Here is a 19,312-nt window from a genome sequence, read left to right as displayed (position 1 = left end):
GGGCTACCGCTCCCCCAACGCGACGAGACGCTCGGCCAGTTCGGGTGCGGTCGGGTGCTCCAGCGCCTCGACCACCCGGCCGTCGGCCATCACCAGCGCCCGGTGTGCGCGGGCCGCGGCGGCCGGGTCGTGGGTGACCATCACCACCGTCTGGCCCAGGTCGTCGACGAGCGCGCGCAACAGGTCCAGGACCTGGTGGGCGCTGCGCAGGTCCAGCGCGCCGGTCGGTTCGTCCGCGAACACGACGGCGGGCTTGGCCGCCAGCGCCCTGACGACGGCGGCCCGTTGCTGCTGGCCGCCGGAGAGCTCGGCCGGCCGGTGCGACAGCCGGTCGGCGAGCCCGACCCGCTCGGTCAGCGTGCGCAGCCACTCCCGGTCCGGGCGCCGGCCGGCCAGGCGCAGCGGCAGCGTGACGTTGTCCTCGACGCTGAGCGAGGGGATCAGGTTGTAGGCCTGGAAGACGAAGCCGACGCGCTCGCGGCGCAACTCGGTGCGGCGGGTCTCGTTCAGCCCGGAGATCTCCTGCCCGTCGATGCGGACACTGCCCGACGTGGGGGAGTCCAGCCCGGCGGCGCAGTGCATCAGCGTGCTCTTGCCGGACCCGGAGGGCCCCATCACGGCGAGGAACGTGCCGTGTTCCACGGTGAGCGACACGTCGTCGAGGGCCCGTACGCCGCCCGGGTACGCCCTGGCGACGTTCGCCAGCGCGATGGCGGGCGCCCTGCGCGCGGTGGCCGTCGTGACCGCGGTGCTCATCGTCGACCCCGCAGACCGCGCACGACGAGCGTCCCGGCGGCGAGCACGGTGACCATGCCGCTGGCCAGGTGCACCAGGGTGTGCGCACCGGCGTAGGAGGCGGCCATGTTGGCGACCGCGCTGATCACGACGACGGCCCACAGCAGCGTACGGAGGACGTCCCCGCGCGAGACGGGGGCCGGGTCCTCGCCGGGGGTGCGGGGCTGGGCTGTGGTCAGGCGGTAGGGGTCCTGGTGCGTCATGGCGGCGTCCTCCGTGGGCTTCGCTCTCGGTCCGCCACCGACGCTATGGACCCGGGCCCCCTCCGGCCGATCCCGTGGGCCGCCCGGTCGCAGGTACAGCAGGCTGTACCTTCCGGCTCCGCACCCGCCGCCGGGGAGCCGTGCGGCATAGGGTCGGGCGGGACGGAGTGCGGCGAGACAGCGGCTCGGAGGGGGTTCGCGGATGACGGTCCCGGTCCCGGTCACGTCCGTGCGGGAGACCGCCGTACGGACCCTGCGGGCCGCCGCTGCGGCGACCGGGCAGCTCGTCGGCGGGCTCGGCACGGCCGTCCTGGCGCTGGGCGTGCTGGTGCTGCTGGCCGTGGCCGCGGTGACCGCGCCGGCCGGCGTGGGGCTCCTGCTCGCGCCCGCCGTGCTGCGCGCCCTGCACGCCCTGGCCCGCAGCGAACGCGAACGCCTCTCCCGCCGCGGGCCCGAGATCATCCCGCCCGACCCGCCGCCCACCCGGCTGCGGCTCGCGCTCGCCGACCCCACCACCCGGCGTGAGCTGCGCTGGCTGGTCCGGCACGCCACCGCGGGGTTCCTCCTGGGCCTGCTCGGCCTGCTGCTGCCCCTCTGCGCCGTCCGGGACACCACCTTCCCCCTGTGGTGGTGGCTCGTTCCCGAGGGTTCCAGCAGTACGTCGATCGGGATCGGGATCGCCGAGTCCTGGCCGGACGCCGTCGCCGTGGGCCTGCTGGGCCTCGGCTGGATCGCGATCATCCTGGGGCTGGGACCGGGTATGGCGCGGCTCCAGGCCGGTCCGGCCCGGCGGCTGCTCGAGGCGGGGCCGGACACGGATCTGTCGTTGCGGGTGGCGGAGTTGACGGCGACGCGCGCCGCGGCGCTGGACGCGCACGCCACGGAGCTGCGGCGCATCGAGCGGTCGCTGCACGACGGTGCGCAGAACCGGCTGGTGTCGGTGACGGTGCTGCTGGGTGCCGCGCGGCGGATGGCGGTGCGTGATCCGGCTGGTGCGGACGAGCTGCTGGAGCGGGCGCAGTCGGCGGCGGAGCAGGCGTTGGGGGAGCTGCGTGCGGTGGCGCGGGGGATTCTGCCGCCGGTGCTGGCCGACCGTGGGCTCGCGGGGGCGTTGTCGGGGCTGGCGGCGGACTGCGGGGTGCCGTGCCGGGTGGCGGCCGACGTGCCCGAGCGGTGTGCGGCGTCGGTCGAGGCGACGGCGTACTTCGTGGTGGCGGAGGCGTTGACGAACGTCGCGAAGCACAGTGGTGCGGTGCGGGCATCGGTGACGGTGCGGGCGCGTGGTGGCCGGTTGCGGCTGGTGATCGAGGACGACGGGCGGGGCGGCGCGGACGAGGGCGGGGGTTCCGGGCTGACCGGGATCCGCCGCCGCGTCGCGGCCCATGACGGCACCCTCCGCCTGACCAGTCCGCCCGGCGGACCGACCGTCCTGGAAGTGGACCTGCCCTGCGGGAGATGACCCGGGGGCGCGGTGTCCTCGCGGCGCTACGGCCCGCCGACCGGCCGCGTCCGCGCGAACACGAGCCGGCTGCCGTCCGCGGGTTGCGGGCGGTGTCGTCGTCGGCCGTCACCCTCGTCTGTGGGCGGTGTCGTCGTCGGCTGTCGCTCTGGTCTGTGGGCGGTGTCGTCGTCGGCTGTCGCTCTGGTCTGTGGGCGGTGTCGTCGTCGGCTGTCGCTCTCGTCTGCCGGCGGTGACGTCGTCGGCCGCCATCCGCGTCTGTGGTGGCGGTCGCGGCTCGCCATCCGCGCGTCTGCGGGGGCCGTCACCGCTCACCGCCCGCGTCTGCGGGCGCCGTCGCCGTCCGCGAAGATGGCGCCGCCCCGGGGTGGGCCGCTCGTACCGGGGCCCCGGCGGCGGTGTTCCCGGCGGCGGTCGGCCGTCCGGGGCCGGGAGTACCGTGGAGGAACCGGGAGCCTGCCGCGCACCGGCCCCGACACCGGTGCCGCTCCCGGCGATCGACGACACCGGGCCGGATCCGCCCGAGCCCGGGGCAGGACTCGCCTCATGACCGTGAACGTGCCGGTGCGGCCGACGACCACAGAACCCCACGGGCGGCACGCCGGGCCGGACCGGCCGGGCCCGCGGAAACACAGGCCGGAACGGGGCTCCTCACCCCTCGCCGGGGAACGCGTCCGGCCGCTGAGCCGACGCCAGATCGAGGACCGGTTCGGGGACCTCGGCGACCTGTACGCGCAGACCTCCGGCGGTGGCCCACGGGCGTGGAACGAGGCCCGGGGCGCCTTCCTGCGGCAACTGGCGTCCGACGTACGGCGGCCGGGGTTCTCGCTGCTGATCGCGGAGACCACGGTCCTGACCGGCTGCGCCTACGGCTATCCCGTACCCGGCGGCGGCACCGGGGCCGTGCGGGGCCTGGACGCGTACCTGCCGGGGAGCGTGCTGCCCGTCGCCGCGTCCGGACGGCTCTTCCTGGTCTCCGGGATCATCGTCCCGGCGCGGGTGCGCAGGCGGAACCAGGACCGCGCCTGGAACCTCGCCCGCCGCCTGCAGGGGCGACTGCTCGCCGGGCACGACGCCGCCCTCGGCGTCACGCTGGTCGACCGGACCGACGTCGCGACCGTCCAGGCGCTCCGCTCCTGGGGCTGGCGCTACGCCGAGGGCGACACCCTCCAGGCGTCCCTGCTCGGCCCGTACGGCGTTCTCGTCCTCGGCCGTCCCTGACCGCACCCGGGCAGCCGGCCCCGCGTCAGGGCGCCGGCAGCCGCAGGGCGAGCAGGGCGATGTCGTCGGTGCTGCCGGGCGGCCTGCGGGCCAGCACCTCGTCGCACAGCGTGTCCAGTGGTTCGTGGACGAGCGCGAGGGCGTTGCGGCGCAGCCGGCCGAGGCCGGTGTCCAGGTCGCTGCCCGGTACCTCGACCAGGCCGTCCGTGTAGAGCAGCAGTGTGGACCCCGGTGGCAGCGCCACCGTGGCGTCCGGCCGGTGGCCGCCGGAGCCCAGGCGGGCCCCGAGCAGCAGCCCCTGCCCGGCCTCCAGGTACCGCGCGCCGCCGTCAGGGGTCAGCAGGAGGGGCGGCGGGTGCCCGGCGCTGGTCCACCGCAGGGTCCACGGGCCGGTGCGCGGGCCTTCGACCCGGGCGAGGACGAGGGTGGCCATGGAGACGGTCGTGACGGCCTGCATGGCGTCGTCGAGGCGGTCGATGACGGCGCCGGGCGGTTCGGTGCGGTCCCAGGCCAGCGAGCGCAGCACGCCGTGCAACTGGGCCATGCCCGCGGCGGCCGTCAGGTCGTGCCCCACCACGTCACCGATGACCAGGGCGAGCGCGCCGTCCCGCAGCCCGAACGCGTCGTACCAGTCCCCGCCGACCTGGGAGCCGGCCGGGGCGGGCTGGTAGCGGGCGGCCAGCCGCAGTGGGCCCAACCGGGGCAGCGGGGCGAGCAGGTTGCGCTGCATGGCCTCGGCGACGGCGCGCTGGCGGCCGTACCGGCGCGCGTTGTCGATGACCAGGCCCACCCGGCGCCCGATGTCGCCCACCACCTCCAGGTCGCCCGCGTCGAAGGGATGTGCCGGACTGGTGCGCACCAGCGTCAGGGCGCCGGTGACCTGCCGGTGGGCGCCCATCGGCACCGTGAGGACGGAGGTCGCGCCCACGGTCCGCAGGAAGTCGCCGTGCACGGCGTCCAGGGACGCCCCGCCCCCGACGCCGTTCTCGTCCTGCTCCCGATGCTGCTTTTGCTCCTTGTCCTCCTTCTCCTTCTCCTTCTCGTGTCGCTGGTCCTGCTTCTGCAGCACGGGCTCACCCCCGTTCAGCACGCGCGCCAGCGGTGACAGGGCCGCGCGCCCGGTCTTCGGCAGCGGGCCGCGCCAGTCACCCCGCGCCGTGTCCCGGCCCGCCGGCCCGGTCACCGCCACCCGGTGGACCTGCCCGGAGCCGGTGAGGAGGTCCACCGCCGCCCAGTCCGCCAGGCGGGGCACCAGAAGGCGGCCCAGCCGGGCCAGGGCCTCGTCGGTCTCCAGCGTCTGCCCGAGTACGTCCGTGATCTCCGCGACCAGCGTCAGCCGCTCGGTGAGGTCCTCCAGGGCACTGGTGTAGGCGGTGCGTTCCCGGCGCGCCCCGCGGTCGGCGGCGGTGTCCGTGGCGATGTCGGTGAGCAGCAGGGCGATGCCTCTTTGGGACCCGTCGTCCGTCAGCGGGGACGCGGACCAGGACACCGCGGTCAGAGCGCCGTCCCCCCGCAGGTAGTAGTCGCCGTCGCCGCGGACGGCGGTCCCCCGGGCCAGCGCCTGGAGAAGCGGGCACTGGTCCCGCGGAATCCTGCCGCCGTCCGGGCCCCGGTGGAGCAGGTCGTGGACGTCCGCACCGCGCATCGCCGCCGCCGGACGGTCCAGCAGCAGCTCGGCGGCCGGGTTGGCCGCGACGATCCGCCCGGCCGCGTCGATCACGGTCAGGGCGGTGCCGAGTTGCTCGGCGACCCGGTGCCAGAAGTCCGGTTCCGCGGCCCACCGCCGTCCCGCGTCCCCCGCGCCGGGCTCCACACCGTTCGCCACGTAGCCCCTCCAGTCACGCCCACCAGTGGTCGATGACCCGATCGTCCCCGGACGGGAACACGGCCGCATCGCTGACACGCGTCGACTGCCCCCGTACCGTCGCCGGAACCTCGCGGATATGTGTTCGCCGCGACAGGTATCCGACGGGCGCGACTAGAGTTCAGGTCGTGGGGGAACCGGATTCCCCGCGGCGGATCGTGTCCCCCGGCGGTCCGCGGGAAGGTATGCATGCCCTCGGAGAGCAGGCTGAACGCCGCAGGTCGGCCGCAGGCCGCCGACCGGCTCGACGACGATCGGTACCCGGCGTACACGATGGGCAGGGCGGCGGAGCTGATCGGTGCCACGCCCGGTTTCCTCCGTGCCCTCGGTGAGGCCGGGCTGATCAGCCCGACGCGTTCGGAAGGCGGGCACCGCCGCTACTCGCGCCGGCAACTGCGCCGCGCCGCCCGCGCCCGCGAGCTGGTCGACCAGGGAACGCCCATCGAGGCCGCCTGCCGTATCGTCCGCCTGGAGGACGACCTGGAGACGGCGCTGCGGATGAACGAGGAACTCCGCCGCGAGGTCGTGCCCCCCGGCGGGAACGGAGAACGGCGCGGCAAGTGAAAACCTGACCCCGGCGAAACAGATATTCGCTGAACGCCGGGAAAAGTTATCCGGTGGTGAATCCGAGCCGTCATTCCGTGCGATTCATTTCCCGAGTCGCCGATTCATTTCGTGCTAGGCTGGACATCAGTTGCAGTTGTGGTTGCCATTTGTGTTACCGGTTTTCCGGGCAGGTGATCATCGCAGCGAGGTGAAGGTCCGCACAGTGCGGGCCTCCAGCACTGCCTAGGAGTAAAAGACATGGCTTCCGGTACCGTGAAGTGGTTCAACGCCGAAAAGGGCTTCGGTTTCATCGCGCAGGACGGCGGCGGCGCCGACGTCTTCGCCCACTACTCGAACATCGCCACCCAGGGCTTCCGCGAGCTCCAGGAAGGCCAGCGGGTGAACTTCGACGTCACGCAGGGCCAGAAGGGCCCGCAGGCGGAGAACATCGTTCCCGCGTAACGCGCGCGAACCACACATGAGGGCCCGCACCGCGAGGTGCGGGCCCTCATGCGTGTGCCCGTGCCTTCCTGCATGAGGGCACGGGCCTTCATGTGTGTGCCCGGGCCCTCATGCGTGTCGGCGGGCCCCCGCGTTCACCAGCCGGTCGCCAGCAGGTGGTTGAGGAGCAGGGCCGTCAGGGCCTGCGCCGCGAGCCACGCGCGCGGGCGGCCCAGGAACGCGCAGGCCGGGAGCAGCCACAGGACCAAGGGCAGCCAGATGCGTTCCGTCTCCGCCTTGCTCATCCCGGACAGATCGGCGACCAGCAGGGCGAGCAGCCCGGCGGCCACGAGCAGCGCCAGCCGGAACTCCTCGCCGGTCACGGCCCCGCCGCGCCGCCCGATCAGCACGCCCCCGGCCCGCCGCAGGCCCGCCGCCGTCGCCAGACCGGTGATGAGCACCGTGCAGGCGAGGTTCGCCCACACCCAGTAGCCGTACGGGCGGACCCCGCCCGCGCCCTGGTAGTACCGCGTCACCAGCAGGTGGTACGCCTCCCACCAGTCGAACCCGGCCGCGGTGAACGCCACCGGCACGACCGCGAGACCGGCCAGCAGCGGAACGAGCAGCACGGGACGCTCCCGCACCCGGCGCCGGCCCAGCAGGAGCACCGCCGCCCCGGTCACCGCGAAGAGCGTGAGCCCGTACGAGAGATAGCAGGTCAGGCCGAAGAGCAGTCCCGAGCCCGCCGCCCACCACAGCGAGCGGCCGGTGACCGCCAGGGCGAGCAGAGCCACGGCCCACGCGGCGACCGCCGCGAAGTACGCGTCGGCCGACGTGCCCAGCCACACCGCGGCCGGCGCCAGGACCAGGAAGGGCGCCGACCGCCGGGCGAGCCGCTCACCGGCCAGCGCCCGCACCGCCACCAGCACCGCCACGCACGCCGTCGCGCCCACGGTGACGCACCAGACCCCGGCCCAGCCCCCGCCCCGCAGCCCGACGCGGTCGAGCAGCACGAAGGTGAGCGTGGCCGCCGGCGGGTGACCGGCGACGTGGGCGGGCCAGTTGTCGGGGGAGTCGATCAGGATGTGCGCCGTGAAGTCGCGCAGGGTCGCCGGGATGTCGTGCCAGCGGTCGATGACCTGGAGGTACTCGAAGCGGGTGGTGAGCCGGACCGCGATGCCCCGGTGCCAGCCGTCGATCAGGGCGAGGGAGAAGATCCAGGCCATCGCCGTACCCCAGGCCGCGGCGAGCAGGGCGCGCCACGGCAGGCGGGCGGCGACGGCCGGGCCGTACGCCACCGCTGCCACCGCCACCAGGACGGCCGCGGGGGTGCCGGGGCCGACGTGCGGGTCCCAGCGGCCCACCAGCGGGGGCCAGCCGACGAACAGGGTGCGGTCGGTGGCCTGGATGTGGCGGCCGATCAGTACGGCGGCCGTCACGAGCAGCACGGCTGCCGCGGCGGCGTACAGGTCGCGGCGGGCCGGGTGGGACGGCTGCCGGGCCGGGCGGGACGGGGGGACGGGGCGGGGATGGGTCACCTCGGCACCGTAGGCCGGGAGGCGGCTCACCGGGTGGTGCGCGCGGCGGACGTCAGCGTTTCGTCATGGGTCGCGGCCCCTTTCCCGGGCCGGTCCCGGCCTACCGTCGGTACATGCGCGACCACGACCCAAGGTTTCCCTCCTCGCCGGGATTCTGGCGCAGTCCGCTGCGCGGCCCCCGGTTCACGTCGGTGCTCGGCCTCGTCCTGCTCGCCGGCATCACCGTGCTGTTCCTGACCGGCCTGCTCTCGTACGCGGCCTACAACCCGAACCTCTCCCCGGTCAACGACCAGACTCCGGGCAAGGGGCTCCTCGGCTTCTACCTCTTCGCCTGGCCGACCGACCCGCCCTGGCTGTACCGCCTCACGCAGGGCGTTCACGTCACGCTCGGGCTCGTCCTGATCCCGGTACTGCTGGCCAAGCTGTGGTCGGTCGTGCCGAGGCTGTTCACGCTGCCGCCGGCCCGCTCGCTCGCCCACGCGCTGGAGCGGATCTCGCTGCTGCTGCTGGTCGGGGGCGCCCTGTTCGAGTTCGTGACCGGGGTGCTCAACGTCCAGTTGGACTACCTCTTCCCCGGTTCCTTCTACCCGTTGCACTTCTACGGTGCCTGGGTCTTCTTCGCGGCGTTCGTCGCGCACGCCGTGCTCAAGGCGCCGGCGGCGGTGCGCAACGTACGGCGGATGCGGGCGGGAACGGAGGACGCGCGGGGAGGAGCGGAAGAGGACGCGCGGGGAGGGGCCGAGGGGGACGCGCGGGGAGGGGCCGAGGGGGACGCGGAGGGCGACGGCCTGGTGTCGCCGCGGCCCGGGGCGCCCACCGTGTCGAGGCGCGGCGCCCTGTGGACGGTCGGCGGCGGCTCGCTGCTGCTTCTGGGCACCAGCGCCGGGCGCAACTTCGACGGGCCCCTGCGCGCGACGGCCCTGCTCGCGCCGCACGGCGGTCCCGAGCCGGGCACCGGTCCGAACGGCTTCCAGATCAACAAGACGGCCGCGTACGCGGGCATCGACGCGGCCGAGACCGGCGAGGACGCGTGGCGGCTCGTCGTCACGGGGCGCACCGGCACCGTCCGCCTCGGCCGCGCCGACCTGCTTCGACTGCCGCTGTACGGCGCCGCGCTGCCCATCGCCTGCGTCGAGGGCTGGTCGACGTCCGACCAGCGGTGGCGCGGGGTGCGCCTGCGGGACCTGGCCGCGCTCGTGGGCTTCGACGGCGACCCGCCGGACGTGTTCGTGGAGTCCCTCCAGCGGCGTGGCGCGTTCCGGCACGGGGCCCTGCGGGCCAACCAGGTGGCCGACCCGCGCTCCCTGCTCGCGCTGTACGTCAACGGCGCGGCGCTGAGCCAGGATCACGGCTATCCGGCGCGGATCATCGTGCCCGCCGCGCCCGGCGTGCTGAACACCAAGTGGGTGGCCCGGATGACGTTCGGAGACCTGTGATGAACCGTGTGCGCGGCTCAGGCGCCGGCGGGCTGCGGACCGTACTCGGCAGCCCCTTCCAACTGCTCCTCCTCGCGTGCTCCTTCGCGCTCGCGGGCTACGCGGGTGTGCGGCTGCTCGCCGGCGACTGGCTCGGCGTGGCCCTGTGGTTCGTGGGGGCGGCGCTGCTGCACGACCTGGTGCTGCTGCCCGTGTACGCGGTGGCCGACCGGGCCGTCGTACGAGGGCTGGAGGCGGCCGGGCGCCGTACGTGGACCCTGTACGTGCGGATCCCGGCCGCCTTCTCCGGGCTGCTCCTGTTGGTGTGGTTCCCGCTCATCAGCGGCCGGGTGGACGCCCGTTACCGGTCGGTCGCCGGGCTGTCGGCGGACGGGTTCCTCACCCGCTGGCTGCTGATCACCGGTGCGCTCTTCGGCGGCTCGGCGCTGCTGTTGGCGCTGCGGGCGTTGCGGGCGCCGCGGCGGCGGCGGCCGCTGCGCAGGGCGACGAAGCGGCGGTCGCCCGAGGCCCACTGAGCGGTGGCCCGCCAGCCGGCGGCGACCGCGTGGCGGAGCAGGGCGGGCGTGCCGACGCGGGCCCAGGGGAAGGAACCGCCGGCCGCGTGGGCGTCGGTGACGTCGACGACCTGCACGTCGGCGCGTTCGTCGACGTCCACCGGGGCCGTCTCGGCGATCAGCAGACCGCCGGGCGCGAGCAGGGCGGCGACGCGGACCAGCAGGGCGCGGGGGTCGCCGCCGATGCCGACGTTGCCGTCCATGAGGAGGACGGTGTCCCAGCGCCCCTCGCCGGGCAGCGCCTCGAAGACGGAGCGCCGCAGTGACTGGCCGCCGATCCGCAGGGTGCGGGCGACGGCGGCCTCGCTGACGTCGATGCCGAGGACGGTCCGGCCCCGGGCGGCGAGTTCGGCCACCAGCCGTCCGGGCCCGCACCCCACGTCGAGCACGGCACCCTCGCACCGGTCCAGCACCTCCCGGTCGACCGCGTCCGCGCGTGCGCACCAGCGCTCCACCTCCAGCGGCAGCAGCCACCCGTCGGCACGGCGCAGGAACAGCGGACCGCGCCCGGCGCTCAGGGCGGCGGCGTAGGGGTCGGAGGCCGCCCAGGCGGGAGCGGGCCCGGGGCCGGGCCGGGGGCCAGGACCAGGACGGGCGGGGCCGGCGGGCCACGGCGCCGGGCTCCGTACCGTGCGCCCGGAGACCCGGCCGGGGGCGCCGCTCGACGCCCCGCTCCCCGGGCTGCTCGCCGGGCTGCTCCCCGGGTTGCTCAGCGGGCTGCTCGCCTGACCGTTCGTTGGGCTGCTCACCGGGCCCTTCGTCCGGCCGTTCGCCGGGCTGCTCCCCGGGCCGCTCAGCGGCCTGCTCAGCGGGCCGTTCGTCTGGCCGTTCGCCGGGCTGCTCCCCGGGTTGCTCAGCGGGCCGCTCCCCGACCCCCTCCCCGGGCTGCTCGCCGGGTTGCTCAGTGGGCCGTTCGTCTGGCCGTTCGCCGGGCTGCTCCCCGGGCTGCCCAGCGAGCCGCTCCCCGACCCCCTCCCCGGGCTGCTCGCCGGGTTGCTCAGCGGGCCGTTCGTCTGGCCGTTCGCCGGGCTGCTCCCCGGGCCGCTGAGCGGCCTGCTCAGTGGGCCGTTCGTCTGGCCGTTCGCCGGGCTGCTCCCCGGGTTGCTCAGCGGGCCGCTCCCCGACCCCCTCCCCGGGCTGCTCGCCGGGTTGCTCAGTGGGCCGTTCGTCTGGCCGTTCGCCGGGCTGCTCCCCGGGCTGCCCAGCGAGCCGCTCCCCGACCCCCTCCCCGACCCCCTCCCCGGGCTGCTCGCCGGGTTGCTCAGCGGGCCGTTCGTCTGGCCGTTCGCCGGGCTGCTCCCCGGGCTGCCCAGCGAGCCGCTCCCCGACCCCCTCCCCAGGCTGCTCGCCGGGCTGCTCCCCGGGTTGCTCAGCGGGCCGCTCCCTGGGCTGCTCCCCGACTCCCTCCCTGGGCTGCTCAGCGGGCTGCTCGCCTGGCGGGTCGCCGGGCTGCTCCCCGACCCTCTCCCCGGGCTGCCCAGCGGGCTGCTCCCCGCACTGCTCAGCGGGCTGCCCCCCGGGCCGTTCGCCGGGCTGCTCCCCGACCCCCTCCCCGCACCGCTCAGTGGGCTGCCCAGCGCCCCGCTCCCCGCCCCGCTCCCCGGGCCGTTCGCGGCCCCCTCCGGTGGCGGTGAGCCGCCGAGAGGGCTGAGCGCGTGCCCGTCCGCCGGACCGCGCGCGGCGCCGTTCACCGGTCGGCCCGCCGGTCCGTGACCGCCGGGCACGCGGCCAGCCGGGTGGCGAAGCGGCCCTGCGGGGCCAGGGCGGCGACGGCCGACGCGTCGGCGGCGGTGTCGACGTCGCGCAGGCGCGGCAGGTCGCGCACCCGCAGCCCCGCCGCGAGGAGCCGCGCCCGCTGTGCGGCCCCCGTCACCGGCGTCGACATGGGCACGCCCCGCACCAGCGCGGGGTCGGGGCGAACCAGGCCCAGCGCCCAGAAGCCGCCGTCCTCGGCCGGGCCGAAGCAGGCGTCGCAGTCGGCGAAGTCCACGGTGAGCAGCTCCGGCGTCACCTGCGGGGTGTCCATCCCGATCAGCAGGGCCGGCCCCGGACACCCGGCGAAGGCGTCCGCGAGCCGTTCGTCGAGACCGCCCGCGCACTGCGGTACGACGTCGAAGCCGGGCGGCAGCCAGGGGCCGGGGGCGCCGTCGAGCACCAGGACGCGGCGCCGCGCGGGCGTCGCGGCCACGGCCCGCAGCGTGTCGGCGAGGGCGGCCTCGGCGAGCTCGGCGGCCTCCACCCGGGTGAAGGGCGGGGTGAGCCGGGTCTTGACCCGGCCGGGGCGTGGCTCCTTGGCGATGACGAGGAGGGTGGTCGTACTCACCTGGGGCTCCCTTCGGAGACGGCCGGCGCTTCGGCGAGGACGCGGCGCATGTCCCGTACCGCGTGCCAGGTGCCGCGCCAGGTCCCGGTCACCTTCGAGGCGCCCGTGCGGGGCAGGTAGGGGACGTCGTGCTCGGTGATCCGCCAGCCCGCGTCGGCGGCGCGCACCACCATCTGGAGCGGGTAGCCGCTGCGCCGGTCGGTGAGGCCGAGACCGAGCAGCGGCTCGCGGCGGGCGGCGCGCAGCGGGCCGAGGTCGTGCAGGCCGAGGCCGGTGCGGCGGCGCAGCATCCGGGCGAGGGCGAGATTGCCCGCGCGGGCGTGCACGGGCCACGCGCGCCGGCCCTGCGGGCGCCTGCGGCCGAGCACCAGGTCGGCCGTGCCGGCGCGGATCTCCCGGACGAAGGGCGTCAGCAGGGCCGGGTCGAGGGAGGCGTCGCAGTCGCAGAAGCAGACGATGTCGGCGGTGGCGGCGGTCAGCCCGGCGTGGCAGGCGGCGCCGAAGCCGCGGCGCGGTTCGGTCACGACCGTGGCGCCGAGGCCGCGGGCGAGGTCCGCCGAGCCGTCGGTGGAGCCGTTGTCGACGACGAGCGCGCGCCACCCGGGCGGGACGCGGGCCAGGACCCAGGGGAGGGCCCCGGCCTCGTTCAGGCAGGGGAGCACGATGTCGACGTCCGGAGCGGGCGAGATGGTCACGGCTCTCACCCTACGAACCGAAATCGGGCGAACCGGACTCCCGCTCCTTACGAAACACGGACGTCGCGGGCTCGGCCGCCCCTCGGGGGCGACGCCGGCGCCGGCGCGGTGCGAGGCTGGCCGCATGCAGCAGCAGCCCTACGAGCCCGTTCGCGCGGACGCGGTCCCCGACGCGTCCCCGAACCGGTCCCCTGCCGGGTCCGCCCGGGTCCTGGTCGTCGACGACGACCCCACGGTCGCGGAGGTCGTCGCCGGCTATCTGGACCGCGCCGGTTACGTCGTCGACCGGGCCGACGACGGGCCCACCGCGCTCACCCGGGCCGCCGCGCACCGGCCGGACCTCGTGGTGCTGGACCTGATGCTGCCCGGCATGGACGGTCTGGAGGTGTGCCGGCGGCTGCGCGGCCGCGGTCCCGTGCCGGTCATGCCGGTCATCATGCTGACCGCCCGCGGTGACGAGGAGGACCGCGTCCTCGGCCTGGAGGTCGGCGCCGACGACTACGTGACCAAGCCGTTCAGTCCGCGGGAGCTGGTCCTGCGGGTGGAGTCCGTACTGCGCCGCACCCGGCCCGCCGCCGCGGAGCGGCCGCCGGCCGCGGCGGGCCTGACCGTCGACCCCGCCGCCCGGCGGGCCACCAAGGACGGCGCCGAACTCGCCCTCACGCTCCGCGAGTTCGACCTGCTCGCCTTCTTCCTGTGGCACCCGGGGCGGGCGTTCTCCAGGGAGGAACTGATGCACCGGGTGTGGGGCTGGGACTTCGGCGACCTGTCCACCGTCACCGTCCACGTCCGCCGGCTGCGCGGCAAGGTCGAGGACGACCCGGCCCGGCCCCGGCTGATCCAGACCGTGTGGGGCGTGGGCTACCGCTTCGACGCCGCCGGGCGGGAGGCGGACTGATCATGTCCGACACCCTCCTCATCGCGCTCTACGCCTTCGCCGGCGCCGCCGCCACCGGCCTGGTGGGGGCGGGCGTGCTGCGGCTGATCCGGCGGCGTTCGCTGACCGCGTCGCTCGCGGTGGTGGCGGCGGTCGCGGTCCTCGCGATGCTCGCGGGCACCCTCGCGGTCGCCTGGGCGATGTTCCTGTCCCCGCACGACCTGTCCGTCGTCACGACCGTCGTGGCGATGGCGGCCGTCGTCTCCCTGGCCACCGCGCTGCTGCTGGGCCGCTGGGTCGTCGCGCGCAGCCGCGAACTGACCGCCGCCGCCCGCTCCTTCGGCGACGACGGCGGATACGCGGCCCCCACGATCCCCGCGACCGCCGAACTGGACGCGCTCAGCCGCGAGCTGGCGGCCACCAGCGCCCGGCTCACCGAGTCCCGGGAACGCGAACGCGCCCTGGAGACCTCCCGGCGGGAACTGGTCGCCTGGATCTCGCACGACCTGCGGACGCCGCTGGCCGGCCTGCGCGCCATGTCCGAGGCCCTGGAGGACGGCGTCGCCGCCGACCCCGACCGCTACCTGAGGCAGATCCGCACCGAGGTGGAACGCCTCGACGGCATGGTCGGCGACCTCTTCGAACTCTCCCGTATCCACGCCGGCACCCTCCCCCTCGCCCCGGCCCGGATCTCGCTCTACGACCTGGTCGGCGACGCCCTCGCGGGCGCGGACCCGCTCGCGCGCGAGCACGGCGTACGGCTGGTCGGCGACACCGTGGCGGCGGTCCCGGTCGAGGTCGACGGCAAGGAGATGAGCCGCGTCCTGGGCAACCTGCTGGTCAACGCGATCCGCCGCACCCCCGCCGACGGCACGGTCGCGGTCGCCGCCGTGCCCTCGCCCGAAGGTGTGGTGCTCTCCGTCACCGACGGCTGCGGCGGCATCCCCGAGGAGGACCTGCCGCGCGTCTTCGACACCGGCTGGCGCGGCACCCACGCCCGTACACCCCCGGCCGGCGCGGGCCTGGGACTCGCCATCGTGCGGGGCATCGTGGAGGCCCACCGCGGCCGAACCACCGTACGCAACATCCCGGGCGGCTGCCGCTTCGAGGTGACCCTGCCACTGGCGGACGCCTGAGGGCTCCGGGGCCGCTCCCGCGGTCACCTCCCGCGCAGGCCCGCCCGTGCGAACTCCCGCATCCCCTCCGCGAATCCCACCCGTGGCCGCCATCCCAGGCCGGTCCGCAGCCGCGACGAGTCGGCGGTGATGTGCCGGACGTCGCCGAGGCGGTACTCGCCGGTGACGACGGGCTCGGGTCCGCCGTACGCGGCGGCCAGGGCGGCGGCCATCTCTCCCACCGTGCGCGGCTCACCGCTGCCGGTGTTGTACGCGGTGAGCGTCCCGGCGGGCGGGACGGCCTCCAGCGCGGCGACGTTGGCCGCGGCCACGTCCCGTACGTGCACGAAGTCCCGGCGCTGGCGGCCGTCCTCGAAGACGCGAGGGGCCTCGCCGCGGGCGAGCGCGGAACGGAAGAAGGAGGCGACACCGGCGTACGGGGTGTCGCGGGGCATCCGGGGCCCGTACACGTTGTGGTAGCGAAGCGACACCGCCGTCGCACCGGTCGCCCGGGCCCAGGCGGCGGCCAGATGCTCCTGGGCCAGCTTGGTGGTCGCGTACACGTTGCGCGGGTCGGCCGGGGCGTCCTCGTCCACCAGCCCGGGGGACAGTTCATCGCCGCACACCGGGCACGCGGGCTCGAACCGGCCCGCGTCCAGGTCGGCGACGGCACGCGGGCCGGGCCGCACCACGCCGTGCCGGCCGCACGCGTAGCGCCCCTCCCCGTACACGACCATCGACCCGGCCAGCACGAGCCGCCGTACGCCCGCCTCCGCCATGGCGGCCAGCAGCACGGCGGTGCCGAGGTCGTTGCGCGAGACGTACTGGACCGCGTCGGCGAAGCCGTCGCCCAGCCCCACCATCGCCGCCTGGTGGCACACGGCGTCGACCCCGGCCAGCGCCCGGGCGACGGCCGCGGGGTCGCGCACGTCGGCGCCGGGGTCCTCCCGGACGTCGAAGCCGACCGGCTCGTGGCCGTGCGCCCGCAGTTCCTCCACGACATGGGACCCGATGAACCCGGCACCGCCGGTGACCAGTACGCGCATAGGGCCACGCTAGGTCCGCGGGGGCGGGCGGGCCGGGCGCCGCGACCGGCACGTCACCGGTCCGTAAGAAGCGGGCGCGGGCACGACCGACGGCGACTTTGCCATCCCTTTACAACCCGGTCGGTCGCTGCCTCGTCTCTCCGACCGGTCCACGCCCGCACCCCGAGCGGCACCCGCCCGGGCCGGCCCGACCCACCCGAACCACCCGACCGACGAGAGAGAGCGGCCCGATGCGCCGAACCATCCTCAGTGCCGTGGCACTGGCCTGCACCGCCGTACTGGCGGGCACCGCGCCCGCGTTCGCCGACGACCCGACCCCGGTCCCCTCCACGCCCCCGGCCGCCGGCGCCCCCAGCCCCGGCACCGCGCCGAGCGAGGTCCCGTCGCCCTCCGTCAGCTCCCCGGCTCCGGCGGCCGAACCGTCCCAGGCACCGGCCGACGGCCAGGTCTCCACGGTGCCCGAGGGCGCGCCGGACACCGGAGTGGCGGCGCCCGGGTCCTCCGGGACCGACGAGGGCCTCATCGGCGCGGGCGCCGGTGCGGTGCTCGCCGCGGGCGGCGCGGTCCTCTTCGCCGTACGTCGCCGGCGGGCGGCGACCGGGGCATGACCCCGTTCTCCGGGCGCGCCCTCGCCACCGCCGCGCTGGCCGCGCTCCTCGTGGGCTGCGGCGGCGGCCTCGGGAGCGACGAGACGGCGCCCGCACACTCCACGGCCGCGGCACCGCCGGCGCCCGCCTCCGCGCGGCCGGCGCCGCCCCTGGAGCGTTCGGTCCCGGTCGGCCTGCGCATCCCGGCCATCGGGGTCGACACCCCGGTGATGCAACTGGGGCTGGCGTCGGACGGCACGGTGGAGGTCCCGCCGGTCACGGACGACGACCGCGCCGGCTGGTACCGGCACTCGCCGACGCCGGGTCGGGTGGGACCGTCGGTCGTGCTCGGACACGTCACGGTGGGCTCCCACGGCGACGGGGTCTTCCGGCACCTCGCACGGCTGCACCGGGGCGACCGGATCGAGGCGCGCCTGGAGAACGGCACGGCGGCACGGTTCACGGTCACCGCCGTACGGACGGTGGCGAAGGCCGACTTCCCGACGGACGACGTCTACGGGGACGTGGCCGGCCCGGAGCTGCGGCTCATCACCTGCGGCGGCCCGCGGGTCGGCGAGGAGTACCGGGACAACGTGATCGCCTTCGCGAAGCTGAGCGCGACCACGGGGGCCGACACGGGGGCCGACACGGGGGCGAACACAGGGGAGAGCGAGGGGGCGACCACGGGCGCGGTCCCGAACGGGTCGAGCCCCGCGGCCTCCTGACCGATCGACCGCACCGCACACCCCCACGACCATGGAGAGCGTTGAAACGGTCCCGTGACAGGGCGGCGTCCGAGCTGTTCGCCGCCCTGTATCCGCGCCTCGCCGGCTGGTGCCGCCGGCTCGTCGACGACGACGAGACGGCCCACGAGATCGCCTCGGAGGCGTTCACCCGGCTCTGGGCCCGCTGGACGTCCGTTGAGGAGCCCCGCGGCTTCCTCTACGTCACCGCCGCCAACCTCGTCCGCGACCACTGGCGCCAACTGGAGCGAGAACGCCGGGCGGTGCGGCGGGTCACCGCGGAGGTCGCCGTGCGTCCGCACGCGGAGCAGGCCGACCCCTCGGTGCGGCTGCTGGTGCAGTCCCTGCCGGAGCGACTGCGCGTGCCGATCCTGCTCCACTACTACGCTGACATGCCGATCCGGGAGGTGTCCGCGCTGACCGGGCGCAAGGAGGGAACCGTCAAGGCCGATCTCCACGCGGCCCGCGAACTGCTCCGCGTCCATCTGAGGAGAAGCCTTGACCACACGCCTTGAGGACGGCCAGGACGATCCGGACTTCGAGCGGGACGACGACGATCCGCTGCTGGTCGTGCTGCGTCCGGGAGGCGGCTTTCTGGGTCCGCCCCCGGGCCGTTACGAGTCGATCCGCCGGGCGGCGTCCCGCCGGCGCCTGCTCCGCGCCGCGGTCGGCGCCGCGGCGACCGCTGCCGCCGCCGCCCTCGTCGCGCTGCCGTTGCACCGGTCGGCCCCCGTGCCCCCCGCGGGCCCGACGGCTCCGCTGGCCCCGGCTCCCGCCGGCCCCACGCCGGCGGCCTCACCGAGCCCGGTCCCGCCGCGCGAGGCCTCGCGGGGGCCGGTGCCCGAGCCGTCCGTGTCCTCCGCGCCCGGCTCGCCGCCGCACTCCGCACCGGACTCCGCACCGGACTCGGTACCGTCGGCCGCGCCGAGCACCCCGCCCGCTTCCCGCCAGGCGCCGTCGAGCGCGTCCGGGATGGAGCCGTCGGACCTGCCCGGCTCCGTGCCCACGCCCTCGGAGTACGGCGGTGCGGCTGCTACAACCGGACGATGATCTATCACGTGGTGCCGCTCGCCGAGTGGGACGCCGATCCCGACCGTCCCTACGCGCCCGCCTCCCTCGCGGAGGACGGGTTCGTCCACTGCTCGCCCGACGAGGAGACCACGCTCACCGTCGTCAACGCCTTCTACCGCACCGCGCCCCGGCCGCTGCTGGCGCTGCTCCTCGACGAGGACCGGCTCACCGCGAGGTGTGTGTGGGAGGCGGCCGTACCCGGGCCGCCGCCCGGGGTCGCCGAGGGCACCTTGTTCCCGCACGTGTTCGGCCCCGTCGACCGCGAGGCCGTGCAGCGCGTGCTGGAGGTCCGGTGGGACGAGGAGGGCCGGGCCGCGGGACTGTCCTGACGGCTGCGGCGTGGCGGGCCGGCGGGAGGCGGGACGCGTGACACCGCAGAGGGCGCACGCCCACCGTCACGGGAGGCGTACGGCCTCCGTCACGCGTGGGCGTACGCCCTCGTCACGCCCGGGTGGAAGAAGTCCTCGTCACGCGTCCGGCGGAGGCGTGCCGCCCAGCAGCGCCGACGCGGTCTCGACCGGCGTGGCGGCGGGCGCCGGCGCGGGCGCGGGTGCGGCCTCGGGGTCCGGGTGGCAGGTGAAGCCCAGGCGGGCCATGGCCCGGGTGACCTCGCCGCTGGAGAAGTCGCGGCGGTCCTGCCGGGTGATGACCTCGCCCACCTGCTTGACGGGGTAGCGGCGGCGGCCGATGGTCACGGACTCACCCGTGACGGGCTCGGGCGTGACCCCCTTCATCGAATCAAGCACCCCGCCCTTGGTGAGGTCGAACGGGTACCGGGCGATGACACAGCGCATGATG

The 19,312-nt window shown here is 75.8% G+C and carries 22 protein-coding genes and 1 pseudogene; 14 read left to right on the top strand and 9 right to left on the bottom strand.

The annotated features are described in order from the left end of the window. Positions 1–3: 3 nt before the first annotated feature. Both B1H29_RS17850 and B1H29_RS17845 read right to left on the bottom strand, forming a co-directional pair. Positions 4–756, bottom strand: coding sequence for an ABC transporter ATP-binding protein (locus B1H29_RS17850; protein WP_055418821.1), 753 nt, complete (start codon positions 754–756; stop codon positions 4–6). Further along, positions 753–998: a hypothetical protein gene (locus B1H29_RS17845; RefSeq protein WP_055418820.1), complete on the bottom strand. Its 246-nt coding sequence runs from the start codon at positions 996–998 to the stop codon at positions 753–755. The genes B1H29_RS17850 and B1H29_RS17845 overlap by 4 nt, the downstream gene beginning before the upstream one ends. Before the next feature lie 202 nt (positions 999–1,200). Between B1H29_RS17845 and B1H29_RS17840 the strand changes: the two genes are divergently transcribed. After that, positions 1,201–2,457 carry a sensor histidine kinase gene (locus tag B1H29_RS17840; protein ID WP_055418819.1) on the top strand — a complete coding sequence of 419 codons (1,257 nt, stop codon included), beginning with the start codon at positions 1,201–1,203 and terminating at the stop codon, positions 2,455–2,457. 546 nt (positions 2,458–3,003) lie between these two features. After that, on the top strand, positions 3,004–3,678 hold the full coding sequence (locus B1H29_RS17830; protein WP_055418818.1) for a hypothetical protein: 675 nt from the start codon (positions 3,004–3,006) through the stop codon (positions 3,676–3,678). Between the two features lie 25 nt (positions 3,679–3,703). Here the strand turns inward: B1H29_RS17830 and B1H29_RS17825 are convergent, their stop codons facing one another. After that, positions 3,704–5,503 carry a SpoIIE family protein phosphatase gene (locus B1H29_RS17825; RefSeq protein WP_234393043.1) on the bottom strand — a complete coding sequence of 600 codons (1,800 nt, stop codon included), beginning with the start codon at positions 5,501–5,503 and terminating at the stop codon, positions 3,704–3,706. A gap of 228 nt (positions 5,504–5,731) precedes the next feature. On the opposite strand from B1H29_RS17825, the gene B1H29_RS17820 reads away from it, so the two are divergent. Continuing rightward, positions 5,732–6,106 carry a MerR family transcriptional regulator gene (locus B1H29_RS17820; RefSeq protein WP_055418817.1) on the top strand — a complete coding sequence of 125 codons (375 nt, stop codon included), beginning with the start codon at positions 5,732–5,734 and terminating at the stop codon, positions 6,104–6,106. Between the two features lie 240 nt (positions 6,107–6,346). Next, on the top strand, positions 6,347–6,550 hold the full coding sequence (locus tag B1H29_RS17815) for a cold-shock protein (protein ID WP_003975194.1): 204 nt from the start codon (positions 6,347–6,349) through the stop codon (positions 6,548–6,550). A 134-nt stretch (positions 6,551–6,684) separates the two neighbouring features. Here the strand turns inward: B1H29_RS17815 and B1H29_RS17810 are convergent, their stop codons facing one another. Further along, the gene (locus B1H29_RS17810) at positions 6,685–8,067 is read right to left on the bottom strand and encodes a hypothetical protein (RefSeq protein WP_055419017.1); all 1,383 of its coding nucleotides are present in this window, start codon (positions 8,065–8,067) and stop codon (positions 6,685–6,687) included. Between the two features lie 113 nt (positions 8,068–8,180). Between B1H29_RS17810 and B1H29_RS17805 the strand changes: the two genes are divergently transcribed. Together B1H29_RS17805 and B1H29_RS17800 are read left to right on the top strand one after the other, a co-directional pair. Beyond that, positions 8,181–9,503 (top strand): molybdopterin-dependent oxidoreductase, encoded by a 1,323-nt coding sequence (locus B1H29_RS17805; RefSeq protein ID WP_107095281.1) that lies wholly within the window; start codon positions 8,181–8,183, stop codon positions 9,501–9,503. Next, entirely contained in the window at positions 9,503–10,018 is a 516-nt protein-coding gene (locus tag B1H29_RS17800) for a hypothetical protein (RefSeq protein WP_234393042.1), read from the top strand. Before B1H29_RS17805 ends, B1H29_RS17800 begins: the two co-directional genes overlap by 1 nt. A 182-nt stretch (positions 10,019–10,200) precedes the next feature. Here the strand turns inward: B1H29_RS17800 and B1H29_RS40200 are convergent. Next, positions 10,201–10,413: pseudogene (locus B1H29_RS40200) on the bottom strand (SAM-dependent methyltransferase); the annotation flags it as partial. A 493-nt stretch (positions 10,414–10,906) separates the two neighbouring features. Between B1H29_RS40200 and B1H29_RS17790 the strand changes: the two are divergent. After that, positions 10,907–11,770 carry a hypothetical protein gene (locus B1H29_RS17790; RefSeq protein ID WP_079160287.1) on the top strand — a complete coding sequence of 288 codons (864 nt, stop codon included), beginning with the start codon at positions 10,907–10,909 and terminating at the stop codon, positions 11,768–11,770. On the opposite strand, the gene B1H29_RS17785 is transcribed toward B1H29_RS17790, so the two are convergent. Together B1H29_RS17785 and B1H29_RS17780 are read right to left on the bottom strand one after the other, a co-directional pair. Next, positions 11,745–12,380, bottom strand: coding sequence for a TIGR04282 family arsenosugar biosynthesis glycosyltransferase (locus B1H29_RS17785; protein ID WP_055418814.1), 636 nt, complete (start codon positions 12,378–12,380; stop codon positions 11,745–11,747). The two genes, B1H29_RS17790 and B1H29_RS17785, sit on opposite strands and share 26 nt — an antisense overlap. Next, the gene (locus B1H29_RS17780) at positions 12,377–13,084 is read right to left on the bottom strand and encodes a glycosyltransferase family 2 protein (RefSeq protein WP_055418813.1); all 708 of its coding nucleotides are present in this window, start codon (positions 13,082–13,084) and stop codon (positions 12,377–12,379) included. The genes B1H29_RS17785 and B1H29_RS17780 overlap by 4 nt, the downstream gene beginning before the upstream one ends. Positions 13,085–13,199: 115 nt before the next feature. Here B1H29_RS17780 and B1H29_RS17775 point away from each other — a divergent pair, with 115 nt between their 5' ends. Beyond that, a complete protein-coding gene (locus tag B1H29_RS17775) occupies positions 13,200–13,973 on the top strand; it encodes a response regulator transcription factor (RefSeq protein WP_055418812.1) in 774 nt (257 codons plus the stop codon). Between the two features lie 2 nt (positions 13,974–13,975). Then, positions 13,976–15,088: a sensor histidine kinase gene (locus tag B1H29_RS17770; RefSeq protein ID WP_055418811.1), complete on the top strand. Its 1,113-nt coding sequence runs from the start codon at positions 13,976–13,978 to the stop codon at positions 15,086–15,088. Positions 15,089–15,111: 23 nt separating this feature from the next. On the opposite strand, the gene B1H29_RS17765 is transcribed toward B1H29_RS17770, so the two are convergent. Further along, positions 15,112–16,113, bottom strand: coding sequence for an NAD-dependent epimerase/dehydratase family protein (locus tag B1H29_RS17765; protein ID WP_055418810.1), 1,002 nt, complete (start codon positions 16,111–16,113; stop codon positions 15,112–15,114). Between the two features lie 230 nt (positions 16,114–16,343). Here B1H29_RS17765 and B1H29_RS17760 point away from each other — a divergent pair, with 230 nt between their 5' ends. The 5 genes from B1H29_RS17760 to B1H29_RS17740 are packed head-to-tail and all read left to right on the top strand — an operon-like array spanning position 16,344 to position 18,843. Next, on the top strand, positions 16,344–16,721 hold the full coding sequence (locus tag B1H29_RS17760) for a hypothetical protein (protein ID WP_055418809.1): 378 nt from the start codon (positions 16,344–16,346) through the stop codon (positions 16,719–16,721). Continuing rightward, the gene (locus B1H29_RS17755; protein ID WP_079160286.1) at positions 16,718–17,425 is read left to right on the top strand and encodes a class F sortase; all 708 of its coding nucleotides are present in this window, start codon (positions 16,718–16,720) and stop codon (positions 17,423–17,425) included. The genes B1H29_RS17760 and B1H29_RS17755 overlap by 4 nt, the downstream gene beginning before the upstream one ends. A gap of 41 nt (positions 17,426–17,466) precedes the next feature. Continuing rightward, positions 17,467–17,958 (top strand): RNA polymerase sigma factor, encoded by a 492-nt coding sequence (locus B1H29_RS17750; RefSeq protein WP_055418808.1) that lies wholly within the window; start codon positions 17,467–17,469, stop codon positions 17,956–17,958. Then, entirely contained in the window at positions 17,942–18,493 is a 552-nt protein-coding gene (locus tag B1H29_RS17745; protein WP_079160285.1) for a hypothetical protein, read from the top strand. Before B1H29_RS17750 ends, B1H29_RS17745 begins: the two co-directional genes overlap by 17 nt. Next, entirely contained in the window at positions 18,490–18,843 is a 354-nt protein-coding gene (locus B1H29_RS17740; RefSeq protein ID WP_055418806.1) for a DUF952 domain-containing protein, read from the top strand. Before B1H29_RS17745 ends, B1H29_RS17740 begins: the two co-directional genes overlap by 4 nt. A 138-nt stretch (positions 18,844–18,981) precedes the next feature. Here B1H29_RS17740 and B1H29_RS17735 read toward each other — a convergent pair whose 3' ends face one another. Then, the gene (locus B1H29_RS17735; RefSeq protein ID WP_055418805.1) at positions 18,982–19,308 is read right to left on the bottom strand and encodes an SCO5918 family protein; all 327 of its coding nucleotides are present in this window, start codon (positions 19,306–19,308) and stop codon (positions 18,982–18,984) included. Positions 19,309–19,312 lie beyond the last annotated feature (4 nt).

This window comes from Streptomyces pactum, from assembly GCF_002005225.1.
GTDB classification, from domain to species: domain Bacteria; phylum Actinomycetota; class Actinomycetes; order Streptomycetales; family Streptomycetaceae; genus Streptomyces; species Streptomyces pactum_A.
This window is presented reverse-complemented; position numbering and strand designations above follow the sequence as displayed.

Excerpts from the sequence above, each read along its gene's own strand:
- B1H29_RS17850 (WP_055418821.1), bottom strand. The coding sequence starts at position 756 with ATGAGCACCGCGGTCACGACGGCCACCGCGCGCAGGGCGCCCGCCATC.
- B1H29_RS17845 (WP_055418820.1), bottom strand. The coding sequence starts at position 998 with ATGACGCACCAGGACCCCTACCGCCTGACCACAGCCCAGCCCCGCACC.
- B1H29_RS17840 (WP_055418819.1), top strand. The coding sequence starts at position 1,201 with ATGACGGTCCCGGTCCCGGTCACGTCCGTGCGGGAGACCGCCGTACGG.
- B1H29_RS17830 (WP_055418818.1), top strand. The coding sequence starts at position 3,004 with ATGACCGTGAACGTGCCGGTGCGGCCGACGACCACAGAACCCCACGGG.
- B1H29_RS17820 (WP_055418817.1), top strand. The coding sequence starts at position 5,732 with ATGCCCTCGGAGAGCAGGCTGAACGCCGCAGGTCGGCCGCAGGCCGCC.
- B1H29_RS17815 (WP_003975194.1), top strand. The coding sequence starts at position 6,347 with ATGGCTTCCGGTACCGTGAAGTGGTTCAACGCCGAAAAGGGCTTCGGT.
- B1H29_RS17805 (WP_107095281.1), top strand. The coding sequence starts at position 8,181 with ATGCGCGACCACGACCCAAGGTTTCCCTCCTCGCCGGGATTCTGGCGC.
- B1H29_RS17800 (WP_234393042.1), top strand. The coding sequence starts at position 9,503 with ATGAACCGTGTGCGCGGCTCAGGCGCCGGCGGGCTGCGGACCGTACTC.
- B1H29_RS17775 (WP_055418812.1), top strand. The coding sequence starts at position 13,200 with ATGCAGCAGCAGCCCTACGAGCCCGTTCGCGCGGACGCGGTCCCCGAC.
- B1H29_RS17770 (WP_055418811.1), top strand. The coding sequence starts at position 13,976 with ATGTCCGACACCCTCCTCATCGCGCTCTACGCCTTCGCCGGCGCCGCC.
- B1H29_RS17765 (WP_055418810.1), bottom strand. The coding sequence starts at position 16,113 with ATGCGCGTACTGGTCACCGGCGGTGCCGGGTTCATCGGGTCCCATGTC.
- B1H29_RS17760 (WP_055418809.1), top strand. The coding sequence starts at position 16,344 with ATGCGCCGAACCATCCTCAGTGCCGTGGCACTGGCCTGCACCGCCGTA.
- B1H29_RS17755 (WP_079160286.1), top strand. The coding sequence starts at position 16,718 with ATGACCCCGTTCTCCGGGCGCGCCCTCGCCACCGCCGCGCTGGCCGCG.
- B1H29_RS17740 (WP_055418806.1), top strand. The coding sequence starts at position 18,490 with ATGATCTATCACGTGGTGCCGCTCGCCGAGTGGGACGCCGATCCCGAC.
- B1H29_RS17735 (WP_055418805.1), bottom strand. The coding sequence starts at position 19,308 with ATGCGCTGTGTCATCGCCCGGTACCCGTTCGACCTCACCAAGGGCGGG.